Annotated in this window: 20 protein-coding genes and 1 pseudogene; 9 read left to right on the top strand and 12 right to left on the bottom strand. The window is 69.5% G+C overall.

Features of this window, described 5'->3' with window-relative positions:
• Positions 1-498: 498 nt before the first annotated feature.
• Positions 499-756 (bottom strand): hypothetical protein, encoded by a 258-nt coding sequence (locus tag A0130_02525; GenBank protein ID ANF30698.1) that lies wholly within the window; start codon positions 754-756, stop codon positions 499-501.
• Between the two features lie 434 nt (positions 757-1,190).
• Here A0130_02525 and A0130_02520 point away from each other — a divergent pair, with 434 nt between their 5' ends.
• Positions 1,191-1,634: a hypothetical protein gene (locus A0130_02520; GenBank protein ANF30697.1), complete on the top strand. Its 444-nt coding sequence runs from the start codon at positions 1,191-1,193 to the stop codon at positions 1,632-1,634.
• A 78-nt stretch (positions 1,635-1,712) separates the two neighbouring features.
• Here A0130_02520 and A0130_02515 read toward each other — a convergent pair whose 3' ends face one another.
• The 3 genes from A0130_02515 to A0130_02505 all read right to left on the bottom strand — a co-directional run bounded on the left by A0130_02515 (position 1,713) and on the right by A0130_02505 (position 4,808).
• Positions 1,713-2,873, bottom strand: a complete 1,161-nt coding sequence (locus A0130_02515) for a hypothetical protein (protein ANF30696.1) — start codon at positions 2,871-2,873, stop codon at positions 1,713-1,715.
• 86 nt (positions 2,874-2,959) lie between these two features.
• Complete coding sequence (locus A0130_02510; GenBank protein ID ANF30695.1) at positions 2,960-3,568, bottom strand: hypothetical protein; 609 nt, start codon at positions 3,566-3,568, stop codon at positions 2,960-2,962.
• A 70-nt stretch (positions 3,569-3,638) separates the two neighbouring features.
• The gene (locus A0130_02505) at positions 3,639-4,808 is read right to left on the bottom strand and encodes a hypothetical protein (GenBank protein ID ANF30694.1); all 1,170 of its coding nucleotides are present in this window, start codon (positions 4,806-4,808) and stop codon (positions 3,639-3,641) included.
• 282 nt (positions 4,809-5,090) lie between these two features.
• On the opposite strand from A0130_02505, the gene A0130_02500 reads away from it, so the two are divergent.
• Both A0130_02500 and A0130_02495 read left to right on the top strand, forming a co-directional pair.
• The gene (locus A0130_02500) at positions 5,091-5,630 is read left to right on the top strand and encodes a hypothetical protein (protein ID ANF30693.1); all 540 of its coding nucleotides are present in this window, start codon (positions 5,091-5,093) and stop codon (positions 5,628-5,630) included.
• Positions 5,631-5,811: 181 nt separating this feature from the next.
• Entirely contained in the window at positions 5,812-6,609 is a 798-nt protein-coding gene (locus A0130_02495) for a hypothetical protein (GenBank protein ID ANF30692.1), read from the top strand.
• A 1,935-nt stretch (positions 6,610-8,544) separates the two neighbouring features.
• Here the strand turns inward: A0130_02495 and A0130_02490 are convergent.
• The gene (locus A0130_02490) at positions 8,545-9,018 is read right to left on the bottom strand and encodes a hypothetical protein (GenBank protein ANF30691.1); all 474 of its coding nucleotides are present in this window, start codon (positions 9,016-9,018) and stop codon (positions 8,545-8,547) included.
• Here A0130_02490 and A0130_02485 point away from each other — a divergent pair.
• Positions 8,999-9,580: a hypothetical protein gene (locus A0130_02485; GenBank protein ANF30690.1), complete on the top strand. Its 582-nt coding sequence runs from the start codon at positions 8,999-9,001 to the stop codon at positions 9,578-9,580. The genes A0130_02490 and A0130_02485 overlap by 20 nt on opposite strands.
• On the opposite strand, the gene A0130_02480 is transcribed toward A0130_02485, so the two are convergent.
• Positions 9,577-9,780, bottom strand: a complete 204-nt coding sequence (locus A0130_02480) for a hypothetical protein (protein ANF30689.1) — start codon at positions 9,778-9,780, stop codon at positions 9,577-9,579. The two genes, A0130_02485 and A0130_02480, sit on opposite strands and share 4 nt — an antisense overlap.
• Positions 9,781-9,853: 73 nt before the next feature.
• Here A0130_02480 and A0130_02475 point away from each other — a divergent pair, with 73 nt between their 5' ends.
• Positions 9,854-10,117, top strand: coding sequence for a hypothetical protein (locus tag A0130_02475; GenBank protein ANF30688.1), 264 nt, complete (start codon positions 9,854-9,856; stop codon positions 10,115-10,117).
• On the opposite strand, the gene A0130_02470 is transcribed toward A0130_02475, so the two are convergent.
• The gene (locus tag A0130_02470; protein ID ANF30687.1) at positions 10,108-11,328 is read right to left on the bottom strand and encodes a hypothetical protein; all 1,221 of its coding nucleotides are present in this window, start codon (positions 11,326-11,328) and stop codon (positions 10,108-10,110) included. The two genes, A0130_02475 and A0130_02470, sit on opposite strands and share 10 nt — an antisense overlap.
• 490 nt (positions 11,329-11,818) lie before the next feature.
• Here A0130_02470 and A0130_02465 point away from each other — a divergent pair, with 490 nt between their 5' ends.
• Complete coding sequence (locus A0130_02465; GenBank protein ANF30686.1) at positions 11,819-12,376, top strand: hypothetical protein; 558 nt, start codon at positions 11,819-11,821, stop codon at positions 12,374-12,376.
• Between the two features lie 160 nt (positions 12,377-12,536).
• Positions 12,537-13,097, top strand: a complete 561-nt coding sequence (locus tag A0130_02460) for a hypothetical protein (GenBank protein ANF30685.1) — start codon at positions 12,537-12,539, stop codon at positions 13,095-13,097.
• Positions 13,098-13,103: 6 nt separating this feature from the next.
• Here the strand turns inward: A0130_02460 and A0130_02455 are convergent, their stop codons facing one another.
• The 4 genes and pseudogenes from A0130_02455 to A0130_02440 all read right to left on the bottom strand — a co-directional run bounded on the left by A0130_02455 (position 13,104) and on the right by A0130_02440 (position 19,382).
• Complete coding sequence (locus A0130_02455; GenBank protein ANF30684.1) at positions 13,104-14,408, bottom strand: peptidase M1; 1,305 nt, start codon at positions 14,406-14,408, stop codon at positions 13,104-13,106.
• Positions 14,405-18,350, bottom strand: a pseudogene (locus A0130_02450) (amino acid adenylation protein). The gene A0130_02455 and the pseudogene A0130_02450 overlap by 4 nt, the downstream one beginning before the upstream one ends.
• A 128-nt stretch (positions 18,351-18,478) precedes the next feature.
• A complete protein-coding gene (locus tag A0130_02445) occupies positions 18,479-18,841 on the bottom strand; it encodes a hypothetical protein (GenBank protein ID ANF30683.1) in 363 nt (120 codons plus the stop codon).
• Positions 18,842-18,902: 61 nt separating this feature from the next.
• Positions 18,903-19,382 (bottom strand): DNA mismatch repair protein MutT, encoded by a 480-nt coding sequence (locus A0130_02440; protein ID ANF30682.1) that lies wholly within the window; start codon positions 19,380-19,382, stop codon positions 18,903-18,905.
• 130 nt (positions 19,383-19,512) lie between these two features.
• On the opposite strand from A0130_02440, the gene A0130_02435 reads away from it, so the two are divergent.
• A complete protein-coding gene (locus tag A0130_02435; GenBank protein ANF30681.1) occupies positions 19,513-19,971 on the top strand; it encodes an NUDIX hydrolase in 459 nt (152 codons plus the stop codon).
• 10 nt (positions 19,972-19,981) lie between these two features.
• Here A0130_02435 and A0130_02430 read toward each other — a convergent pair whose 3' ends face one another.
• Positions 19,982-20,317, bottom strand: coding sequence for a hypothetical protein (locus tag A0130_02430; protein ID ANF30680.1), 336 nt, complete (start codon positions 20,315-20,317; stop codon positions 19,982-19,984).
• Between the two features lie 109 nt (positions 20,318-20,426).
• On the opposite strand from A0130_02430, the gene A0130_02425 reads away from it, so the two are divergent.
• The gene (locus tag A0130_02425) at positions 20,427-22,133 is read left to right on the top strand and encodes a bifunctional 3'-5' exonuclease/DNA polymerase (protein ANF30679.1); all 1,707 of its coding nucleotides are present in this window, start codon (positions 20,427-20,429) and stop codon (positions 22,131-22,133) included.
• The last annotated feature ends 3 nt before the right edge of the window (positions 22,134-22,136 follow it).

Here is a 22,136-nt window from a genome sequence, read left to right as displayed (position 1 = left end):
AACCGCGTCGACCGAACCTCCGAATAAAGAAGACGGCAGCGACGACGGTCACAATCACGATGATGAACACGAAGGGCAGCGCAGCAGCCGCTTCGGCCTGGGTGGATGAACCGGCAAGCAGCATTAGTCTCCCCACTCAGTGCGATGTTCACCAGACGCCGAGGAGCTTCAACCCGACCACGATGGCGACGACCGCCAGGACGGTGTAGATCGCTCGCTCGTATGGCCGCCACCTGGACACGCCCCGGATAGTACCCGCCTCTATCCGCCTCGTCTGCGCCGCCGCTCCGCCAGCGACTCGACCACGAACCCGGTCACCGCGGCGGCGACGAACAGTGCCCAGATGGTCCAGGCGACTGGTGAGCCGCTGACGATCGCCCACTTGAGCAGCAGTCCTTGGACCGCCATGAACGAGAAGACCGCGGCGACCAACCAGACCCCACGGCGGGTGCGGCGGCGCCCTTCCGGCGTGGACGGGTCAACGGTCATCGGGCCCTGTCACAGAACGAACAGGAGGACGATTGAGAGGCAGCCGACGATGGATGTTCCGAGTCCGATGCCGGCTTGCCTCCGCTGCTGGGGATCCACGGACCGTGAGAGACCGATGGATGACTGGATGAGGCCGATGATGCCGAGCACGGTTGCGGGGAGAGCGAGGACCACCAGTGCAACCCAGAGGAGCCAGTTCAACGCGTAAACGGTGCCGCCGAGCAGGCCGAAGAAAATCGTCAGCACGGCCAGGATGGCGGAGATCACACCGAGAACGAGCCCACGGCGCGGCGCGGACCCAGGGTCTTTGCTAACAGTCGGCGACGCCGCCGGCGAATAGAACTGCTGCGCCTGCTGAATCGTCGGCGCTGGAGTCGCCGGGTATCCGGCAGCCGGCTGCCGAGCGACCTGTGGTGCAGTAGCCGGAGTCGGAGCCGCGTACGGTGCCGTGTTCTCTGTCCACCCCGAGCCGTTGTACCAGCGCAGCTGCGGGGCACCGCTCGGGTCCGGGTACCAGCCGGGGTCGGCCATCATGAGCTCCTTCGGGAGATGCTGACCCGCACTGCGGCGGGCGTTGACCAGACGTTATCGGATGCCGGTGCGCGCCGATAGGTTTACCGCCGGGCCGCTGCGATTCAGTGCCGGACTGGGATGAAGATATGCGCTGCCCACCGATTGCGCTCCCACACTAGAGTGCGACCATGAAACCCCTGTTTGCCTCTGCCGCGGTCGCCTCTGCGCTTCTCTTAGCGGGGTGTACGACCCTGCCGGCAAGCGATGCCCCGGACACTCCGGACGCGACTCACTCGTCGTCGTTCACGGTCGATGGGACGTTCACGTTCGGGCTGGGTTATGCGACCAAGCAGCAGTTCCCGGAAGGCAGCCGCTGCGACTTCGAGGATCCGCTGCAGGGGCGCCAGGTGACTGTCACGAACCAGTCCGGCGACGTCGTCGCGACGGGGAAGATCGGCGCGGGGACTACCTCGTGGGCGGCGAACCAGGGCGAATGCAACTACGTGATGAAGATCGACGGCGTGCCAGGAGGAGAGAAGTATTACCGCCTGCATGTGGACGGATACCAGGACACCGACTACCTCACCGCTTCCGACCTCGAGCGGTACCACTGGCTCGCCGAACTGTCGTAGAGGCGGGCCACCCATAGTGGGCAAACGAAACGGGGCGTCTCCCAGATGGAGACGCCCCGTTGGCGTTGCGGTCGTGGGTTACCCGGCGGCGACGGTCCAGGCGCCGTCGGACTTCACGGTGATGACGGTCGGTCCTGCGAACATGGGGACCTTGCCGGAGTACGCGCCGATGGTGTTCACGGCGAGGTTCGGCATGGCACCGCCGTACTGGATGACGACGAAGTTCGACTGGCCCTGGTTGGTGAACGTCCAGTTCCCGGCGGCGCCGTTGTACTTGTACACCTGGTCGCCGGTGGCACCTCCTGGGAGTCCGAGCTCCGGCGCGGCACTGATCGGGGAGATGGTGATATTCCACGCGCCGTCCGCTTTGACCTGGAGGTTCACGCCAGTACCGCCGAGTCCGTTCAGCCCGTACGCGGTGACACCGGCGTAGTTGCCGATGGTGTTCACAAGGAGGTCACCGGTGGACTGGTTCGACGCGTCGAGGACGGTGAGGACGAAGTTCGACGAGCCCTGGTGGCTCGCGGTGACGACACCAGCTTTCACACCGGCGGGGAGGGCGATGACGGAGTCGCCGGTGCCGGTCTGGTTCACCGGAGCGAACGTCCCGAACGTCTTGTCGTACGCGGCGTTCGGGTCCGGCGGGGTCTGCGTCTTCGAAGGCTCCGGGGACGGCGCCGCCGGGGTGGTGGCGGCCGCGGTGTTCGCCGCTGCCGGTGCGTCCGCGGCAGACGGTGCGGTCTTACCGCCCGCGTAAACGGCGGCGAAGATGATGCCGATGATGAGCGCGACCGCTCCAAGCGCGGTGCCGCTGATCGGCACGCCGGATTTCGCGGGCTTCCGCACCAGGGCGATGATGCCGAAGATCAGGGCAAGGATGCCGAGGAAGATGCCGAAGCCGGCGGCGGGGGTGAACGCGAAAACGACGCCGATGATGCCGAGAACGAGAGCGGCGACAGCGAACCCGTTCCCGCTCTTCTTCGGCGGCTGCGGAACACCGTACGGCGCGGGAGGGACCGTCCCGGCGGGAGGTGGCGGGTACGCACCCGGCGCCTGACCAGCTGCAGGCGGAGGCGGGTACGCCCCGGGAGCCTGGCTCGGCGCCGGCGGCGGAGGGGTCGCACCCGCTGCGGGCGGGACGATTCCGTCGGTGCTCGGAGTGGGCGACGGCGGAGGGGTCGGCTGCGGCGATGCTGGGGTGTTGGGCTGCTGTGATTCGGGGGTGCTCGGGTCACTCATGTTTGCGATCCTGTCAGAACACATAGGATCCAATCAGCCCCCACTAAGGGTGAGAAGCGCTGTCTACCCTTCGCTGAGCGAACGTGTCACGCGCCGGAGCGGGCGACGACCACGGCGAGCTCAGTGCGGGTTCGCACACCCCACTTCGTGCGGATCCCGGCAAGGGCGGACTTCACGGTGGTCTCCGCGACGAAGAACTGTTGCGCGAGCTCCGCGTCCGACGCCCCATTGGTCACCCCGATGGCGTACTCCCGTTCCCGGTCGGTGAGCATGCCCATCTTCTCGGTCGCGTCGCGGCGCGCTTCGGACGCATGGGAGTCCCGCACCCAGCTGGTCAGTTGCCTCGCCGCGCGCGGGGAAAACGCGGCGTCCCCTGCGGCGACTTCGAGGACAGCGTCGATGATCCGACGTGGGTCCTCATCTTTGAGCATGAAACCGGCTGCCCCGGCGGCGACCGCGTCGAGGACACGTCCGTCTTCGTCGAACGCGGTCATCATGAGGAACACCGGACCGGTACCGGCGAGCTGCTTGACGACGGCGACCCCGTCCATCCGCGGCATCCGCACATCGCACAGGACGACGTCAGGGCGCAGGTTGACGACGGCGTCGGCGACTTCTGTCCCGTCTGAGCAGCGGCCGAGGACGCGGATGTCTCCGGACAGTTCGAGCAGCGCAGTGAGACCGTTCGCCGCCATCGCGTCGTCATCGACGACGAGGACACTGATTGGTCGGCTGCCGGTCACGCCGGCGAGTCTACCGGGAGGTTCAGACGCCGATTGTGCGGGGAGCCCACGGCATCCAGACGAGGACGGTGAACGTCCCGTCCGGGGTGGGCCCTGCTTGGAAAGACCCGCCGACGAGGGTGACCCGTTCGCCCATACCGGCGAGACCGTGCCCGCCCCCGACTGAGGTCGGCGCAGCCTGTCGCGTGAGCCAGTTGGTCGCCGTGATGGTCAGACCGGTGTCGGGCCCTCCGCGGACCTCGACTCGGATACCAGCGCCGGGCGCGTGTCGGCGGACGTTGGAGATCGACTCCTGCACGATCCGGTAGCAGGCGTGCGCGACCTGCGGGTCGCAGGATGTCGGGTCGTTGACGAGGACCTGCGCGCGAACGTCAACGCCGTCGGCAAGGGCTTCGTCGATGAGATGGGAGATGTCCGCGAGCCCAGTGCTGACACCGGGGGCGGTCGGATTGCGGAGAGTGTGGACAACGTTGCGCAGCTCGTCGAGGGAGCTTTGCGCGGTTTCGCGGACCGCGCGGGCCGCTGCTGCCGCCCGGTCATCGCTGCCGTCGACGGTCAGCTCGAGAGCCCCGGCGTGAAGGGACAGGGAGCTGAGCCGTGCGGCGAGAGTGTCGTGCAGTTCCCGGGCGAGCTCCTGCCGGTCACGTTCTAGCTCCACCTCGTGGTGGAGGACCGCTACGTTCCGGTTCGCTTCGACCGCGCCACGCCTCGCCGCGTCCCGTTCCCGGCGCAGCTGCCGGGCGAACCCGTACCCAGCGAACGGTGCGACAGCAACAGCCGCGAGGACCGGCAGCGACCAGAACATCGCCAGCCGGGCCGGGGTTCCCTCCGCGGGCGCGTTGACGAAGTCCGACAGGATCGACACGTGAGCGGCGATGTCCCAGCAGAACGAGACGAAGACCGCCACGTACGTTCCAGCGACGATCGCCCACCGCCGCCACCCGGTCATCGCAGCGGTCGCCGCAGCACACGCGACCAAGGCTGGCAGCGGTGTCGTCGGGAAGACGATGGCACCGCCGATCGCGAGCGCGGACACAAGAACCGGGAAACGGTGCCGCCAGACCAGCAGCACGGACGCACCGATCATCACGAACGCACCGACCATCGCCAGGAGTTGCACCGCCGCGGGGAATGTCGAACCGGTTGTCCCGTAGTTGCCACCGGCGGACATCGCGAACAGCGCACACAGCACCGCCAAGCTGATCGAGCCGACCAGCGCCCAGCGACGTCGAGCCGTTGACGGCATGGACGGGACGGGCGCGGTCGCCGGCCAACTGCTCGTCGGGGGTGGGGTGGAGGTCATGCACTGATCGTAGATGCGGGCTGCGATAGGTCCCCACCACCTTTCGGAGGGGCCGAACCGTACTTTCGTACACGGCATCCTGACCGTTCCGACGTGTCGGAGGAGGGTCGCCCCGCGGTGTCCTGGTTGAGGCCGAACGTCGGCCCCGAGAACTCTCACCAGGAGGACACCATGTTCCGTCGCACCGCCACCATCTCCGCCACCGTCGCACTGATCGCCGGTCTCGCTCTCACCGGATGCTCCGCCGGCAGCGGCACGGCCGGAGCCGGTTCCACCGGAGGTGGTGGTTCTACCGCCCCGGCCGCGCCGGCGACCGCCGGGCTGAACACTCCTGTGAAGGTTGGCTCGTTCGAGTACACCGCCACGGCAAGCAAGGACGCCGGCACCACCGCCGGAGCCTCCCCGCTCACGAAGACCGCGCAGGGCACGTTCATCGAGGTGGACCTGACCATCAAGAACGTCGGGACCAGCGCCGCGACGTTCATCTCCAACTACGTCAAGCTCGTCGACGGGACCGGGAAGACCTACGACGCCGACCCGACCGCGACTCTCTACGCCAGCCCGAACCAGTCCGCGTGGGTCGCCGCGATCAACCCCGGGAACGCCATCACTGGCCCCATCCTGTTCGACGTCCCCGCCGGCACCACCGCCGCCAGCATCCAGGTGTCCGACAACGCGTTCTCCAAGGGGGAGACCGTCAACCTCAAGTGACGAGCGCCGGTGTACCGGGCGGCGGCTGCGACCCGAACCAGCCGCCGCCCTTCTAACGGGCTCGTGATCGAGAACAAACGAGTTCGACCTGAGCAGCCAGCCTGCACCCCTGTTCTGGGGTGCCAACGGTTGATCATCGCCAACTAGCGTGGATTCGCCCCAAAGAAGCAAGGAGATCTATATGAGCACACCCGCCGGTTGGTACGACGACGGATCCGGACGCCAGCGGTGGTGGGACGGCGCCCAGTGGACGGAGCACTTCTCCGACCAGCAGACGCCGCAGGTCATCGACCAGGCCGGCGCGGTCGTCGTCACCGGCGAGCGGCAGGGGGTGTTCGCGAAGGTGAAGAACGCTGCCGCTAGTGTCGCCGCGGAGACCCGGGCCAACATCGGATACGGGGTCTCCACCGTGACCGCCGCCCGTAACGACCAGGAAGTGTCGGTGGTCGTCGCCGGAGATGACCTCCCGCTGTACGAGATCGTCTCCCACATTGACGGGAAGAACGCCAAGGTGAAGCTGTGGCCGGACCGCATCGAATGGGAACGTGGCCGCGGGGTCTCCGGTGGGAAGATCACCGCAGGCGTCCTCACCGGCGGACTCTCGCTGCTCGCCACCGGGGTGAAGGGCGGCAAGGATGCGTACGAAATGTTGCCGATCCACCAGATCACCTCAGTCTCCAACCGGAAAGACGGGATGCTGTACCACCTGGTCGAGGTGCAGACTGCCGGCGGCACAGTCGGATTTCGCGTCAACCGTGACGATGCAGCCGCATTCCGTCAGCAGATCCTGAATCTCATGCAGGCCCGCGCCGCCACACCAATCCAGGTGCAGGTCGCGAACGCCGCCCCGGAGCAGCCAGCCGTGACCGCCCCCGACCACGTCGCCCAGCTGCAGCAGCTGGCCCAGCTCCGCGACGCCGGTATCCTCACCGAGGACGAGTTCGCGGCGAAGAAGCAGGAGATTCTCTCCCGGATGTGAGGCCGCGCGAGGCGGTTGCCCGACACCATCCCTGGCCGACTGTAAGCAACTCGGAATAGGGCAGGGAATCTTCGGCCTACAGACAATCGCTGCTAGCGCGAATGTGTGCTAGCTACGGATCCTTGGTCAGGGCGGAGATCACGACCACGCGTCTCGTACCCCCTCTGAGCCCAGTCCGGGGCTGTACGAGCCAGCCTCGGACACGAAGATCCGCGTGATTCCGCGCCAGAATCGGGGATCGGCGGTAGTTGTCAGATGGTTTCGGTAAAAACAGGCCCCCTATAGTCACCGATGGGTGTATATATCTCCCCCAGAAGGGGCAGATATATACTCTCTTCTCTCTCCTCATGAGTCCTTAAAAGAAAGATAGATAAGACAAGGGGGCTAGAGAGGGCTCTTTCCCTTGTGTCTGCTGGGATCGCGGTGTCGCATCGTCGATGAGACAACTCTCGGACACCGGTACAACGGAGGTCATTTTATGAAGCGGCGCATCGTCGTTGCGGCGTAACCACTCCCTCGTGTGCAATGCCTGCTTGTACAGTTTCTGAACTCAGCGTAGAGCGAGCGCTCCGTCGATACCGCCGCATCTATCTGTGCAAGTGTCACTAGTACAGATCTCATAGGAGGAAATACGTGTCGCGGTCGGAAGAGATTTTCGACGGAATTGCAAGCTCCGTTATAGCGGGCCGGCTGAGCGCGGGTCGCCAACTTCCATCGGTGCGAGCGCTGGCGGCTGCCTTCGGGATCTCCCCACAAGCCATGCACCCAATCGTCAAACGGCTGTGCGACGCCGGGTACTTGGTACGACAAGGGGACCGGCTGCCCGCATGCGTGGCCCACGACAAGGCGGCCCAGAGTTCGGCGCTGGCGAGTGCGCGGGCATTTCTCGAACAGACAGAGAGCCTCAGCCACAACGAGCGAGTTCTTTTGCTCCGAGGTGAGGAGACTGCCTCACCTGAAACGTTACGTCTCGCCAACCTGATCGAGAGTTCGACCGGACACTCGGACGCGGAACCGGACAAGCAGTCCTCGCGGGAAGTCAACGAGAACACGCAATTAGACGATCCCGAGCGCGAGTGGGACGACGAATGGGATGGTTTTGAGGAGGGTGGCGCAAGGGCAGCGGCACGCGAGCTTTTCTTAGACCACGACTGGAATTAGCCCGGCCAGCGTTGAAAGCTCTCGCGCCGTACGAGCCTCAAGTCGCGCTTACTTCGCGTTCCCGGCGCAGAACAGCCCCTTCAGACCTGTGTTCTGGACTTGGCCCGGCCCTGAATGACTGATGAGGCTCCGTGTCATGAAGGCGCGCCGTCTCCGTATTCGGGGGCGGCGCTTCGTCGCTGTGGCGACCAGTCCATTTGAACAAATCATGAAGAACCTGAAGACCATGCAGGTTTCTACAAGGCGGTGTTGCGTGTTGCTTATTCGTAGTGATTCTCGGCGGGGGAGATGAGGAGGTAGCCCGCGGAGGTGGTGCTCGCCCTTATTGCCACGTCCAGGGAACGCTCAGCAAACACAAACCAAAGCACCCTAAAGGGTTTTGCCGCGCAGAGGCGAAGCATGACCAACAACACCAGGGTTCTCGGTGCCCTCGTGACTGTCGTCGCGATCGCCTCGTTCACACTGAGCTACCACGCCCATGTCGAGCTGGCGATGCAGAGCCGCATCCCAATCCCGCTGGCGTACCTGATGCCCGTCACCGCGGGCGGTACGGCGTTCGTCGGCGCCAAGACTCCGGCTCGCAGACGACCCGCCGCGCTGAAGACCCCTGCGGCCGTGGTGACGACGGCGCCGGTGAAGCGAAGTCAGCGGGCGTCCAGTGGGTGCTGGACCGCGTTGCCGATCGCGGCAGCTGGCCCACCGGCCCCGAGGTTGCGGCAGCCCTCGGCGTCAGCCGCAAGACCGGCGCCCGGTACGTCGCCGCAGCGAAAGCAGCTAGCTGATCGGTGCGTGGCGCTCATCCCACGCGGCGAGAAGCAGCGGAAGGCAGCCGTCGCAGGCGACTGTGATGATCTTCTCGGAGCGAGGCCGGCCCGGTCTCGAGCACCACTGACACGTCAGCGAGGCGACCGACTCCGAGTAACGCGCGGCAGACTCAGCGACGGCCTTGTCCTGCTCCGAGACGTCGCCGGTGTAATACGCGACGAAGGTCGGCAGGGCAAATTTCTCCTTTGCCCGCAGGACGAACTCTGGCGACCGGGCCGCGAGCCGTTCACGCAACTCCAAGAGGATCACCGACCACCCGGCGATCAACTCTTCCGTGTCGAACCCGACCGCCAGTAGCTTCTCGTACGCGCCTGCAGCGTCGGGTAGCAACGGAAGATGCTCGGCGCGTTCGCTCATGGTCGACAGCGTAGTAGCGACGTCCGACCGCCCGTAGAATTCCTCAGTGAACATCCCCGACGACACCGCATTCGTTCAACGCAGCGTCCTGGCCTCAGCCGCCGGGCTGCACCACGCGGACGCGATGCGCCAACTCGCCGACCTGTTCACGCCCGGTGAGTTCGTCGCCTGGCGGGAGATGCGGACCACACGCTCCGACGTCAAGGTCGTGTTCGGTCGTGACAGCACCAGCCGGACGACGACGTGGGCGATCATGACACCACCAGGGATCACCGTCACCGTGGAAGGCTCGTTCAACGACGTTATCGATGAGCTCACCCGTGAAGTAAGGGCGTGGGCGTCAGACGAAGCCCGCAGCGGCGCCGGCCTCGCCCGATCCATCCGCGCGCTCACCGACGAACAGCTGCACGACTACGTCCTCGTCCGCGCCACTACAACCCCTGTACCGGGGATGACGTTCCAAATCGTTCCGTTCCACGATGATCAGGGGGCCGTGACCGAGCGAGCTGTTCCCTTCACCGACGGGCGGCCGCCGCAGGAGATCTCCATCCCCGGTACTGACGGCTCACTCCGCAAGTACAAGGGCGAGTACGTCAGCGGCGCTCGTCTTCGGTACGTCCGCGCCTAGACCCGATGCGGCGGCGCAGCGTCGCCGTCCGGGGGAGTGGCGGGGCCGACGACCTTGCCGTCCTCGTAATGCAGGGTCCACGGGGGTTCCATGCCGGCGTCGCGGTACGCCCGCTCCGCCCAGTCGCCGTCGGACGAAGGGTAAGCACCGTTGAAGCCGTCCTCGGACTCGCGCGTGTTCTCGTCCACCGCATCCTCCATTTCCTCGAAGGTTTGTTCGAGGATACGTCGGAAGGGCGCGGGAACCCAGCCGACCTCTGACCTCGCGCACAGAGTGAAGGTGACCAACACCTATACTCCGCCCCAGACCGTCGAGCAGTACCTTGCCGAGAACCCGCCCGCGACCGTGTTCCTGCAGGCAGCGCGCCCCCTCGCGTACACCGTGCAGCAGGCAGCAGCAGCTGTCGGACTCAGCGACAGGTTCATCCGCGCGAGACTGGCCGACGGTTCGCTCCGCGGCCGCATGGCTAACTCCAAGCCACTGATTCCCTCCGACGAGCTGGAACGGTGGCTGAAGAGCCTCCCAAGCTACCTCTGACCAGCAGCCGTCCAAACACCGCCGTAAGCGCCTTCGAGCTTGCCCATGTGGGCTCGGAGGCGTTCTACGTTCGGTCGGTCGTACCTGCGTGTCATGTCCACAGAACCGTGGCCGACGATCTGCTGGACGACATGCGGCGGCACGTCAAGGTCGAGCAGCGTTGTCACCGCAGTGTTACGGGCCGAGTGGAGCTTCACGTCAGGGAGGCCCACCTCGTTAAGAAGCGCCTTCCACCGTTTCGAGTCACGGCTCGGGTCTAGCGGCGACCCGTCGATGGGGCTGCGTTCCTTCGCGTTCGGGCCGGAGTACTTCTCGCCGCTGGTGAAGACGAGACCGTGAGGGTTCGCCTCGTCCTTCGCCGCTTCGACGCGTTCGCGGAGAATGCTCGTGAACGGCTCCACCAGCGGAATCGTCCGGGTGCTGGACTTCGTCTTCGGGCTGGAGAGATACAGGCCACCGACAAGGTGACGGTGCGTCCATGACTTCTTAGCGTCGAGCACCCGATCGGGGCAGTACGCCCCGTATGCATGCCCGCAGACCGGCTCTTGCCGGTCCGGTACGCACCCGTGGCGCCACGCGATGCGTTGCAGCTGCCAGGACAGGTCGAGCACGCCGGCGTCGAAGTCCACCCGGTCAAGCGTCAGACCCAGGCATTCGCCTTGCCGGGCGCCGGTCAGCAGTGCCATCACCCACCGGGCGGCGAGGCGATCGTCAGCAACATGCTCGAGGAGTGTGAACGCCTGCTCTGAGGTAAGAGCGCCTCTGACCATCGCTCCCGTCGCGGACGCGTCGATCTCCGGCGGGCCAGCCAGGTCAGCTTCATTGGTGCGCACGAGCTTCTGCGCCCGAGCCTCCTGAAGAGCCTGGCTGAGGATGAAGTGGGCTGTCCGCGCTGACGACTGCGACAAGCCGAGGTCACCAGTCGCCTTCCCGTTGACTACTGACGGGCGGGTCTGCCACTTGTGCCATTCCCGAATGTCAGTCACCGTAACCTGGCGGACCAGCTTCGCCCCAAAGAACGGCACGATCTGGTTGGTGATCTTCGATCGGTACGACGCACGAGTTGACGGCTTGATGTCGTGGTTCTCGTACCAGTACCAGACGACGTCCTCGACAGTGGACCGATCGGTGATGACGTTGCCGTGCTCGATCAGTTCGAGACGAGCAGCATCGAGCTTGATCCGCGCCTGCTCCTCACTCTTCGACCGCACCGTCTTGTACCGCCGCTTCCCGGTGACCGGGTCCGGTGGCAGCTCAATGCGCCCCTCCCACAATTGACGCCCGCTGACGAAGAACAGGCCACCCTCGCCATTTCGCCGGCGGTCGCGCGGGTTGACACCGAGCGCTTCCGCTTCGGCGCGGTTACGGGGGCGGGGCTTACGTCTGGCTGGCATGGGTTGGTCTCCTGGTGCCGATCTGCGAGGTACTCGGTAGGGTACACAAGGGTACACGCTAGGGTACACATGGTCATGCAGTTCCGTTCCGGAACGTTCACCAAAAAACCGTGTAATTCCGCGGGAGCTCCAGATGGCCCAACGGGAGATCGGAACGTACCCAGGAACTCATAATTCCTCGGTCACGGGTTCAAGTCCCGTCCGCCCTACCACAGATCCCCGGGTGGGTTAGCCCTCCTCCGTGGCGTACGGACCCGATCCTTCAATCCCCTAGCTATTTCGGCGCTCCGGCGTACCGTGACCCGGCATGAACACAACCGGATGGATCATCCTGATCGTCGTCGTGGTGATCGTCGTCATCGTGATCGCCGTCATCGCCGCGACCGTCGGCCGCAACCGCAAGCGCGAGGCCGATCGGCGCCGCGCGGAGGAGATGCGGCAGTCCGCTGCGCAGACGCAGTTGGACGCCCGTGAACGGGAAGCGAAGGCCGCCCGTGCCGCCGCCGATGCCAAGCAGGCCGAGGTCGACGCCGAGCGCCTGAAGGCGGAGTCGGCCGAACGCCAGGCCGCGGCGGAGAAGGCCCGCGCGGAGTCGGACGAGGCCCTGCGCAAGGCGGACCGCGTCGACCCGGACGTGAAGACCGACCGCCACGGCAACCGCGTGGACGACGGAACGGCTCGCGACGTCGACGAGCGCGATGCTGCACCCGCCGCCGCGCCGGCGGGAACCGCGGCCGCGGGCGGGCCCGCTCCGGCCGGGACAATCCCGGCGAACGACGCCGCGCCGGTCGACGACGCCGCACGCCACGCGCCGCGCCACGAGGCACCGCGCTTCGACGACGGGAGCAGCGGCACCGCCCGCTGATCCCACCCCCGAACGCCCGCTTACCCTGACGGCGAGGCGCCGGCAGCCGACCCGACGGCTGTCCGGCGACTCGCGCATGTCCGCGGCGCCACCGGTCGATAGCCTGCTCGCGGACCGCAGGGTAGCATCGGTCCGTCGGCTGCGGCGAACGGAGGATGCGGTGCCCGCCTTCGTGGTCGTGCCCTACGGCGCAGCCGCCGACGACATCGCCGGGCGCCTGTCCGGTGGCGACCGCCGCCGACTCGACGGCCTCCGCGACGATGGGGTCCGGCGACGATTCCTGGCGGGTCGCGCCGCCCTGTTCGCCGCAGCCGCCGACGCGGGTGAGCCCCGCATCCAGATCGAGGCGAGCTGCCCCGACTGCGGCCTCTCGCATGGACGCCCGACTGTGGCCGGAAGCTCGCTGCACCTGGCCCTCGCCCACGCCGGCGGACGTGCCTTCGCCGTCGCCTCACGCGTCCCCGTGGGCATCGACGCCGAACCCGCCGATGTGCCCGAGGAGCGCCGCGCAGCGATCGACGACCTCGCGCCCGGCCGCGGCGACCCGCTCCGCCGCTGGACCGCCGTCGAGGCCGTGCTGAAGGCCGACGGACGCGGCCTGCGCGTCGTGCCCGACGCCGTCCGGCTCGGTTTTCGCGGCGCCGCGCTCGACGGCCGGCGCTACCGACTGCGCCCGGTCCGCGAACCGGGTTTCGTCGTCACGATCGCCGAGCAGCGCTAGCCCGGCTCATCCCGACAGCGACGGCAGCCGCGTCTCGCGGAGCCACGCGTCGAAGAACGCATCCAGCGGCTCATCCGAGAACGCCCGGGAGAGCGCCTCGAAGTCGGCGCTGGTGACCGTCCCGAACCGGTGGTTCCGGGTCCACGCGTGCAGCAGCTCGAAGAAGCGCTCGTCGCCGAGCCGGTTGCGCAGCGCGTGGAGGAGGCAGGCGCCGCGCTTGTAGACGCGGTCGTCGAACATGTCGTCGGGGCCGGGATCGCCCAGGAGGAGGTCCTTCGGCGCGAGCCGCAGTCGGTCGTGGTGGGCACGGGCGTGAGTCGCGGCCGACAGCCCTCCGGACGCCTCCGACCACAGCCACTCGGCGTAGCAGGCGAAGCCCTCGTTCAGCCAGATGTCGCGCCAGGAGGCGAGCCCCACGCTGTTGCCGAACCACTGGTGGGCGAGCTCGTGGGCGATCAGTCGCTCGGAGCCGCCGCGGCCGTCGGCGTGCGACGACCCGAAGGCCGCCATCGCCTGCGACTCGAGCGGGATCTCCAGCGGGTCCTCGGTCACGACGACGGTGTAGGACGGGAACGGATACGGTCCGAACCGCCGCTGGAAAACCTCCAGCATGCGACCGACAGGCTCGAAGTCGTGCAGGACGCGCCGGGCGAGAGCCGGGGGGTAGGCGACGGCCCAGTCCACGCCGTCGGTGCGCCGCCGTTCGAGCGTGTAGCGGCCGATCTGCACCGCAGCGAGATAGGTGGCGGTCGGCTCCTCGCGCTCGAACGTCCAGGTGCCGCGGCCGCCGCTCACGCTGTGGCTGATCGGCTCGCCCGTCGCGAGCACCGTGTAGGCCTGCTCGGTGGTGATCCGAATGCGGTACGCGGCCTTGTCGGACGGCCGGTCGTTGCAGGGGAACCAGGTGGGCGCGCCGGAGGGCTGCGCGGCGACGATCACGCCGTCGGTCAGCTCCTCCCAGCCGAGCGTCCCCCAGCGGGTGCGGCGCGGCGCCGGCGAGCCGTCGTACGCGATCTCGACGGTGAACTCCGTGCCCGCCGGCAGCACGGCGGGCGGCGTTATCCGCAGGTGCGTCGCGTTCTGGCTGAAGCGCGCGCGCTTGAGTCCGTCGATCCGGACGCGTTTCGCCTTCAGGTGCACCAGGTCGAGCACGACCGCGGCGAGGTCCACTGCGGCGCGGGCGCGGATGACGGCCGTCGCATCCAGCCGGTTGGTCGCCACCCGGTAGTTCAGGTCCAGGTCGTACTGCAGCACCGCGTAGTCGTCGGTGCCCGAGCGAGGGAGGTAGCTGTGCGGCGCGGCGTCCGTCATCCGCCGACCCGCGCCCGGTACTCGCGCACGACGACCTCGCGCCACGGACCGATCGGGTTGCCGCTCCACCGGCTGCCGGCGGGGACGGTCTCGCCGCGCATCACGAGCGACGCCGGTCCGACCGTCGCCTCCCGGCCGATGTCGGCGGCGGGCAGGATGACGCTGTGCGGGCCGAGCGTTCCGCCGCGTTCGATGGTGACGTGGTCCATGCTCATGATTCGATCATGGAACAGGTGCGTCTGCACCACGCACCCCCGATTGACCGTGGATGCGTCGCCGAGCGTGACCAGGTCGGCCTCCGGCAGCCAGTAGCTGTCGATCCACACGCCGGAGCCGATCCGCGCGCCGAGGCTGCGCAGCCACCACACCAGCGCCGGCGTCCCGGCGGCGGCCCACGCGAACCAGGGGGCGGCGACCATCTCGGTGAACGTGTCCGACACCTCGCTGCGCCAGATGAACGATGACCAGAGCGGATGCTCGCCCGCGCGCAGCCGCCCGAGCAGCGCCCACTTCGCCGCGGTGCTCACAGCGGCGGCGACCGCGCCGGCCAGCAGGAGCACGGGTCCGCCGAGGACGATGGCCCACCCGAGCCCCCAGGACGCGTGGATCGCGCCGAGCGCGATGACGACCCCCAGCCCGATGGCGCAGGTGACGAACACCGGGACGATGCGCAGCAGCTCCCAGGCGGTGCGGGCGACCCGCAGGCCGAGCGGCGGCTCGAAGGTGCGCGAGAGGTCCGCATCCTGCGCCTGCCGCCGCAGCCGCACCGGCGGAGAGCCGAGCCACGAGGAGCCCGCCTTCGCCTTGCGCGGCGCGAACGACAGGACGGCGACGAGGCCGTCGCGCGGCACCCGGTTGCCCGCGCCGGCCATCCCGGAGTTGCCGAGGAACGCACGTGCGCCGATGTCGACGTTCGCGATCCGGATGTAGCCGCCGCCCAGCTCGTACGACGCGACCAGCGTGTCGTCGGCGAGGAACGCGCCGTCCCGGATGCGCGTCATCCGGGGGAGGAGCAGCACCGTCGACGCCTCCACGTCGCGGCCGACCCGCGCGCCCAGCATCCGGAGCCAGACCGGCGTGAAGAGGCTCGAGTACAGCGGGAACAGGATGGTGCGTGCCAGGTCGAGCAGACGCTCGGTCGACCACGCCTGCCAGCCGACGCGACTGCGCACCGCGTAGACGCCCTCGCGCATCTCGATGCCCAGCAGACGGACGAACAGGACCACCAGGGCGGCGAGCACGACACCGGCCGCGAGCGTTCCCGGGACCAGCCCGACGGCGGCCCGCGCGACGACGTCGCCCCAGTTCGCTGCGCCGCGCACGAACACGGCCACCACCGCGGCGCCGACGGCGAGAGCCACCACCGGCACCAGCGACACGACGACCGAGGCGAGCGCGTACGCGGCGACCCAGCGGGTCCGCCGCTCGGGGCGCTCCCGCGGCCACCAGTCGTGGGCGCGGCCGATGCGGACCGCGGGGAGCCCGACCAGTTCTGGCCGGCCGGAACCCGCCCGAACACCGCGGAGCCCGGGGCGACGGTCGCGTTGCGGCCGATCTTCGTGCCCGGCATGAGCGAACTCCGAGCGCCGACCGAGCTGCCCGCGCCGATCCTGATCTCGCCGATGCGGACGACGTCGCCGTCGATCCAGTACCCGGCCAGGTCCACCTCGGGTTCGATCGAGGCGCCGGCGCCGATGCGCAGCATCCCGGTTACCGGCGGGAGAGTGTGCAGGTCGACGCCGCGGTCGATCGTCGCGCCGAGAGCACGTGCGTAGTACAGGATCCACGGGGCCCCGGCGAGGCTGGCCGCGCCGACCTGGTGGGCGACCTGCTCCGCCAGCCAGAGGCGCAGGTGCACGCCTCCGCCGCGCGGATGGTCGCCCGCCTTCACCCGAGCAGCAGCAGCCGGGCGGCGACGATCGAGATCGCCATCCGGCCCCATGGCGTCACGAAGACGACGAGGCCGATGACGAGCCAGACGGGGTCCACCGCGGGCAGCACGTCGAAGCCGCCGAGCGGCCGTAGGAGGAGCGACGCGGTCAGCAGGTAGAGCAGCCACCTGATCCCGCCCAGGATGAACAGCGGGACGCCCAGCACCGTCTGCAGCGCGCGCATCCGGAACGGCGTGGGCGGGACGACGTGGGTGGAGCCGGCCGAGGACGACGGCGAGCTCTCGGCCAGCACCTGGGCCATCGCGCCGAAGCGCGGGGTGGCGTAGATGTCGGCGACAGTGATGTCGGGATGCCGCTGCCGGATGAGCGAGACCAGCTGCGCCGCGGCGAGCGAGCCGCCGCCGAGGTCGAAGAAGTTGTCGTCGGGGCCCGACACCGGGAGGCCGAGGACGCTGCGCCAGTCCGCGGCGAGCGCCTGCGCCACGGGGTCGTCGGTCGCCGCGCCGCCGCCGTCGCCGTCCGCGTCCTCCAGCGGCCAGGGGAGGGCCGCCTTGTCGACCTTGCCCGAGGTGCGGACCGGCAGCTCATCCACGACCGCGAGCAGCGGCACGAGCGCGGCGGGCAGCGTCTCCCGCAGGTGCGCAAGCGACGCGGCGCGGTCGAAGGCGTCCGGATCGGGGACGGCGAGGTAGCCGACCAGCACGTCGTTCCCCGCCGCGGATCGGCGCACCGCCGCGGCCGCACCCGAGACGCCGGGCAGCTGCTGCAGCGCCGCCTCCACCTCGCCCAGCTCGATGCGGCGGCCGCCGAGCTTCACCTGGTCGTCGGCGCGCCCCAGGTAGAACAGACCCTCGAGGTCGAAGCGGACGAGGTCCCCGCTGCGGTAGGCGCGCTCCCAGCCGAGGGTCGGCATGGGCGCGTACTTCTCGGCATCCTTCGCCGGGTCGAGGTAGCGGGCGAGGCCGACGCCGCCGATCACGAGCTCGCCGCCCACACCGTCCGCGACGGGATGCCCGTCGGTGTCCACGACCGCGAGGTCCCAGCCGTCGAGGGGGAGGCCGATCCGCACCGGTTCGCCGGGCACGAGGGGCGCGGCGCAGGCCACGACCGTCGCCTCGGTCGGTCCGTATGTGTTCCAGACCTCGCGGCCCGGCAGGCCGAGGCGGGTCACCAGCTCGGGCGGGCACGCCTCGCCGCCGAAGATGAGCAGGCGGACGTTGTCGAGGGCATCCACCGGCCAGAGCGCGGCGAGCGTCGGCACGGTCGAGACGACGGTGATGCGGCGGGCGGACAGCCATGGGCCGAGGTCCATCCCGGTGCGGACGAGCGAGCGCGGCGCGGGGACCAGGCAGGCGCCGTGGCCCCACGCCAGCCACATCTCCTCGCACGACGCGTCGAAGGCGACCGACAGCCCGGCGAGCACGCGGTCCTGCGGGCCGATCGGCTCCTCCTGCAGGAAGAGGCGCGCCTCGGCGTCCACGAACGCGGCCGCCGACCGGTGGCGGACGGCGACGCCCTTCGGCGTGCCCGTCGAGCCGGAGGTGAAGATGATCCAGGCGTCGTCCTCCGGCGTCGGCGGCTCGATGACCGGGACGGCGGCGGTGCTGGGATGCGGCGCTTCCGCGGCGAAGACCGGACGCGCGTTCTCCTCGCCCGTCAGCTCCAGCCCGGCGTCCGTGAGCACGCCCCGCACGCCCGCTTCGCCGAAGACCAGGCCGGCGCGCTCCTCCGGATCGTCGGCGTCCACCGGCACGTAGGCCGCCCCCGCGGCCAGCACGCTCAGGATGGCCAGGTACAGGTCGCGGGTGCCGGAGCTCATCCGCACTCCGACCCGGTCGCCGCGCCGGATTCCGCTCTCGCGCAGCACCGCGGCGCCGGCGTTGACCCGGGCGAGCAGCTCGCGGTAGCTCAGAGCCCCCGCCGCATCCTCCAGCGCCGAAGCATCGGGGAAGCGGCGGGCGGTCTCGGTGAGGACGTCGATGAGGGTGCGCGCGGGCGGCGCCTCGTCGCCGCGCAGCAGCAGTCCGGGCGTCGGCGACGTGGCGGGCACGTCGGCCGGAGGGCCGGTGCGGGCGGATCGAGCGGTGCGGGCGGGGCTGTCGGGCACGGCGGCACGCTACGGGCGGCGGGTTAAGCGTCGGTGAACGGCGGCCGCCGGATGCGCTCGGGGCCCGGTCGTCATCCCTCGCCGAGCGCGTGCAGCAGCTGCGCCTTGTTCATGCGCGAGTAGCCCTGGATGCCGCGCGCCTTCGCGCGGTCGCGCAGCTCGCGGAATGTCGGGATGCCGGTATGCGAGGCGGGCACCGCGACGTGCTCGGCCACCGACTTCGCGGACGCGCGCGCCTCGTCGGCGGTCCTGCCCGCGCGGCGGACGGCCTTCTTGGCGTCCTTGGCCGCCGCCTCCAGCCGGTCCCTCAGGTCCTCGGCCTCGCGCTTGGTCTTCTTGTCGAGCTTGCGGACGGCCTTCTCGGCCTCCCCGACCGCGACCCGCGCGGTGTCCAGCGCCTTCTCGGCGGCCTTCTCGGCCTTGCTCTTCGCCACGGCCCCTCCCTCGGGTCTCGCCCTGTGGGGCCGAGCATACGGGCGCGGGAGGCTGTGGGGACTAGGGCATTTCCGCGTCGCGTCCGAGTCGCGCGAGCAGCGCGTCCAGAATGGGCCGCTGCGCTTTCGTGAGCTTGGTGCGGGCGACGACGAGCGGGAACCAGCGCGCGTCGTCCACCTCCGGGAACTCCTGCCGCCGCCCCGACCGCGGCGGCCACTCCAGCTCGAAGGTGTTGCTGCGCACCTCGCCCGGCTCGAACTCGCTCTCGGCGGCGAACACGACGATCGTCTTGCCCGATCCGCGGAACTCGCCGAGGGGCACGTAGTCGGCGTCCGGCGGCGGCGTCCCGATCTCCTCGGCGAACTCCCGCCGCGCGGCCGACAGCTCGTCGCCGAGGTCGCCCTCCTCGACGATCCCCTTCGGGAACGACCAGGCCCCCTCGTCCTTCCGCGCCCAGAACGGCCCGCCCATGTGCGCGATGTACACCTCCACCTCGCTGCGACGGCGGTGGAGGAGGACGGCGGCGCTGCGGACGGTCATGGAATCAGCCTCCCACCGCATCCGCCCGGTCGCGTGCATGCGGCGCTGCGTAACGTGTGCGTCGCGGCGATCGAGCGCAGATGTTACGGGACGCCGCAGACGCACGTGCCCGCGCGACTAACGTGGGGGTGTGGACTCGGGTGACGCGTGGGTGGAGGGGCCGGACGGCCAGCGGTTCTGGGGCCGGTTCGGCGCGGCCGGGCTGCTCGTGCACGACCTGCGACGCGGGGTGCTGCTGCAGCACCGGGCCGACTGGAGCCACTTCGGCGGCACGTGGGGGCTCCCGGGTGGCGCCCGTCACGCGGAGGAGACCGCTGTCGAAGGGGCGTTGCGGGAGGCCGCGGAAGAGGCTGCCGTGCCCGCGGACGCGGTCCGCGTCCTCTTCGAGAGCGTGCTCGACCTCGGTTTCTGGTCGTACACGACCGTGGTCGCGCAGGCGGTGCGCGCGTTCGAGCCGCACATGGCCGACGTCGAGAGCATCGAGCTGCGCTGGGTGCCGGTGGACGAGGTCCTCGCTCTGCCCCTGCACCCCGGCTTCGCGGCCTCGTGGCCCTCGCTCCGGGCGCGCCTGACCGCCCTCTCTGACTGAGTCGGGCGCGTCAGGACGCGAGGCGCGGCCAGAGGAACGAGCCGGCGACGTCGTCGCAGTCGTCCGGGAGACCCGTGTACGACGCGGCGCCGGGATACGGCGCGGCGCCGGGGTAGGCGGGCGCGCCAGGATAGCCGGGTCGGCCTCGGTAGGCGTGCGAACTCTGGGCGAACAGCCGGTCGCCGCGGATCGTGCCCAGGTAATCCCCGTCAGGCGTGACGGCGTCGTCGTCGCCCCAGGGGAACCAGCCGATCCAGTCGCCATCCGGATTGAACAGGTCCCGGGACCTCGGGTCGGTCCGGAACGCTATCCACACACCCTGACTGTCATGCAGGTATACGGTCATCGTCGATCATGCCTTTCGGGTCGGCATCGTCGTTCGATGAATTATCCTCACGGTCGAGCCGGATGGCAAGCGACGCGCCGGTGTCGGCGGCGGGCCGGAGAATGGATGCGTGCACATCCTCCTCGAACGCGTCGCGCCCGGGCGCGTGGGCGTCACGCGGCTCTCCCGCGCGACGGCCGACGACGGCCCCGGGGCGGAGGAGGAGAAGGAGCTCGTCGACGACGACGCGCTGCCCGCGCTGATCGCCGCGGAGGAGAGCGGCCCGGACCGGCCGCGCTGGGTCTGGGACGACACGCGTGGCTGGTATCCCGGCCTGCTCGCTGCCGGGGTGCGCCTCGAGCGCTGCGTCGACCTCCGGCTGTGCCACACCATCCTGCGGAACTCGACGCTGACCGCGGGCACCCCACTGGCCGCCGCCGAGCCCGGCCCGTGGGACGCGGTGGCCGAGCCGCTCGAGCCCGTCGCGCCGGCCCACACCGCGCTGTTCGACTTCGAGGACGCCGACCCGTCGCCGGGCGCTCCCGCGCGCGCCGTCCGAGCCGAGTTCGAGGCGCAGGAGGATGCCGTCGCCCGCAGCGCCGACCCGCGCCGGCTGCGCCTGCTGCTCGCCGCCGAGTCCGCCGGCGCCCTCATCGGCGTCGAACTGCAGCACGCGGGCCTCCCGTACAGCGTCGAGCGCCACGACGCGCTGCTCTCCGACCTGCTCGGCCCGCGCCCGTCCTACGGCCGCCCGCCGGTGCTCGAAGAGCTGGCCAACGAGATCCGCGACCAGCTGGATGCGCCCGACCTCAACCCGGACAGCCCGCCCGACCTCCTCAAGGCGCTGCAGCGCGCCGGGATCATGGCCACCTCCACCCGGTCCTGGGAGCTGAAGCGCCAGGAGCATCCGGTCATCGAGCCGCTGCTCCGGTACAAGAAGCTCTCGCGGCTGGTGACGGCCAACGGATGGACGTGGCTCGACGCGTGGGTGCGCGACGGCCGCTTCCGCCCCGACTACGTCCCGGGCGGCGTGGTGACCGGCCGCTGGGCCACGCGAGGCGGCGGCGCGCTGCAGCTGCCGAAGCAGGTGCGCGCGGCGGTGGTCGCCGATCCCGGGTGGAAGCTCGTGGTGGCGGATGCGGCCCAGCTCGAGCCGCGGGTCCTCACCGGTCTCGCGGCCGACCAGGCGATGGCGGCGGCCGGACGCGGCAAGGACCTCTACGAGGGCATCGTCGCCTCCGGCGCGGTGGAGGAGCGGGCGCACGCCAAAGTCGCCATGCTCGGCGCGATGTACGGCGCGACGTCGGGGGAGAGCGGTCGGCTGATGCCGCGGCTGCAGCGCGCGTTCCCGCAGGCCGTGCGGCTGGTCGAGGATGCGGCGCGTGCGGGGGAGCGCGGCGAGAAGGTCACCTCGCGGCTGGGGCGCTCGTCGCCGCTCCCGGGTCGGCAGTGGGCGGTCGCTCAATCCGCCGCTTTCGCCGCCGAGTCGACCGCTGCCGACGAACGCCGCGCCCGCACGCTCGCGCGCGACTGGGGCCGCTTCACTCGCAACTTCGTGGTGCAGGCAAGTGCGGCGGAGTGGGCGCTGTGCTGGATGGCGGAGTTGCGCAACCGCCTCACCGCCCTGTCGCCGGAGGCGCCGCTGACGGAGGCGCCCCATCTGGTCTACTTCCTGCATGACGAGGTCATCGTCCATACGCCGGCCGCCCTGGCAGACGCGGTCGCGGACGCCGTGCGCGCGTCGGCAGCGCAGGCCGGGCGGCTGCTGTTCGGCGGCTTCCCGGTCGAGTTCCCGGTCACCGCCGCGATCGTCGACGACTACGGACAGGCCAAATGAAGC

This window comes from Leifsonia xyli (genome assembly GCA_001647635.1).
GTDB classification, from domain to species: domain Bacteria; phylum Actinomycetota; class Actinomycetes; order Actinomycetales; family Microbacteriaceae; genus Leifsonia; species Leifsonia xyli_A.
The sequence above is the reverse complement of the archived record's forward strand: the minus strand, read 5'-3'. Positions and strand labels throughout refer to the sequence as shown.

What these genes read in the sequence shown, in the direction of transcription:
- A0130_02520 (ANF30697.1), top strand. Translation starts at nt 1,191, where the DNA reads ATGAAACCCCTGTTTGCCTCTGCCGCGGTCGCCTCTGCGCTTCTCTTA.
- A0130_02515 (ANF30696.1), bottom strand. Translation starts at nt 2,873, where the DNA reads ATGAGTGACCCGAGCACCCCCGAATCACAGCAGCCCAACACCCCAGCA.
- A0130_02510 (ANF30695.1), bottom strand. Translation starts at nt 3,568, where the DNA reads ATGGCGGCGAACGGTCTCACTGCGCTGCTCGAACTGTCCGGAGACATC.
- A0130_02500 (ANF30693.1), top strand. Translation starts at nt 5,091, where the DNA reads ATGTTCCGTCGCACCGCCACCATCTCCGCCACCGTCGCACTGATCGCC.
- A0130_02495 (ANF30692.1), top strand. Translation starts at nt 5,812, where the DNA reads ATGAGCACACCCGCCGGTTGGTACGACGACGGATCCGGACGCCAGCGG.
- A0130_02480 (ANF30689.1), bottom strand. Translation starts at nt 9,780, where the DNA reads ATGGAGGATGCGGTGGACGAGAACACGCGCGAGTCCGAGGACGGCTTC.
- A0130_02465 (ANF30686.1), top strand. Translation starts at nt 11,819, where the DNA reads ATGAACACAACCGGATGGATCATCCTGATCGTCGTCGTGGTGATCGTC.
- A0130_02455 (ANF30684.1), bottom strand. Translation starts at nt 14,408, where the DNA reads ATGACGGACGCCGCGCCGCACAGCTACCTCCCTCGCTCGGGCACCGAC.
- A0130_02440 (ANF30682.1), bottom strand. Translation starts at nt 19,382, where the DNA reads ATGACCGTCCGCAGCGCCGCCGTCCTCCTCCACCGCCGTCGCAGCGAG.
- A0130_02430 (ANF30680.1), bottom strand. Translation starts at nt 20,317, where the DNA reads ATGACCGTATACCTGCATGACAGTCAGGGTGTGTGGATAGCGTTCCGG.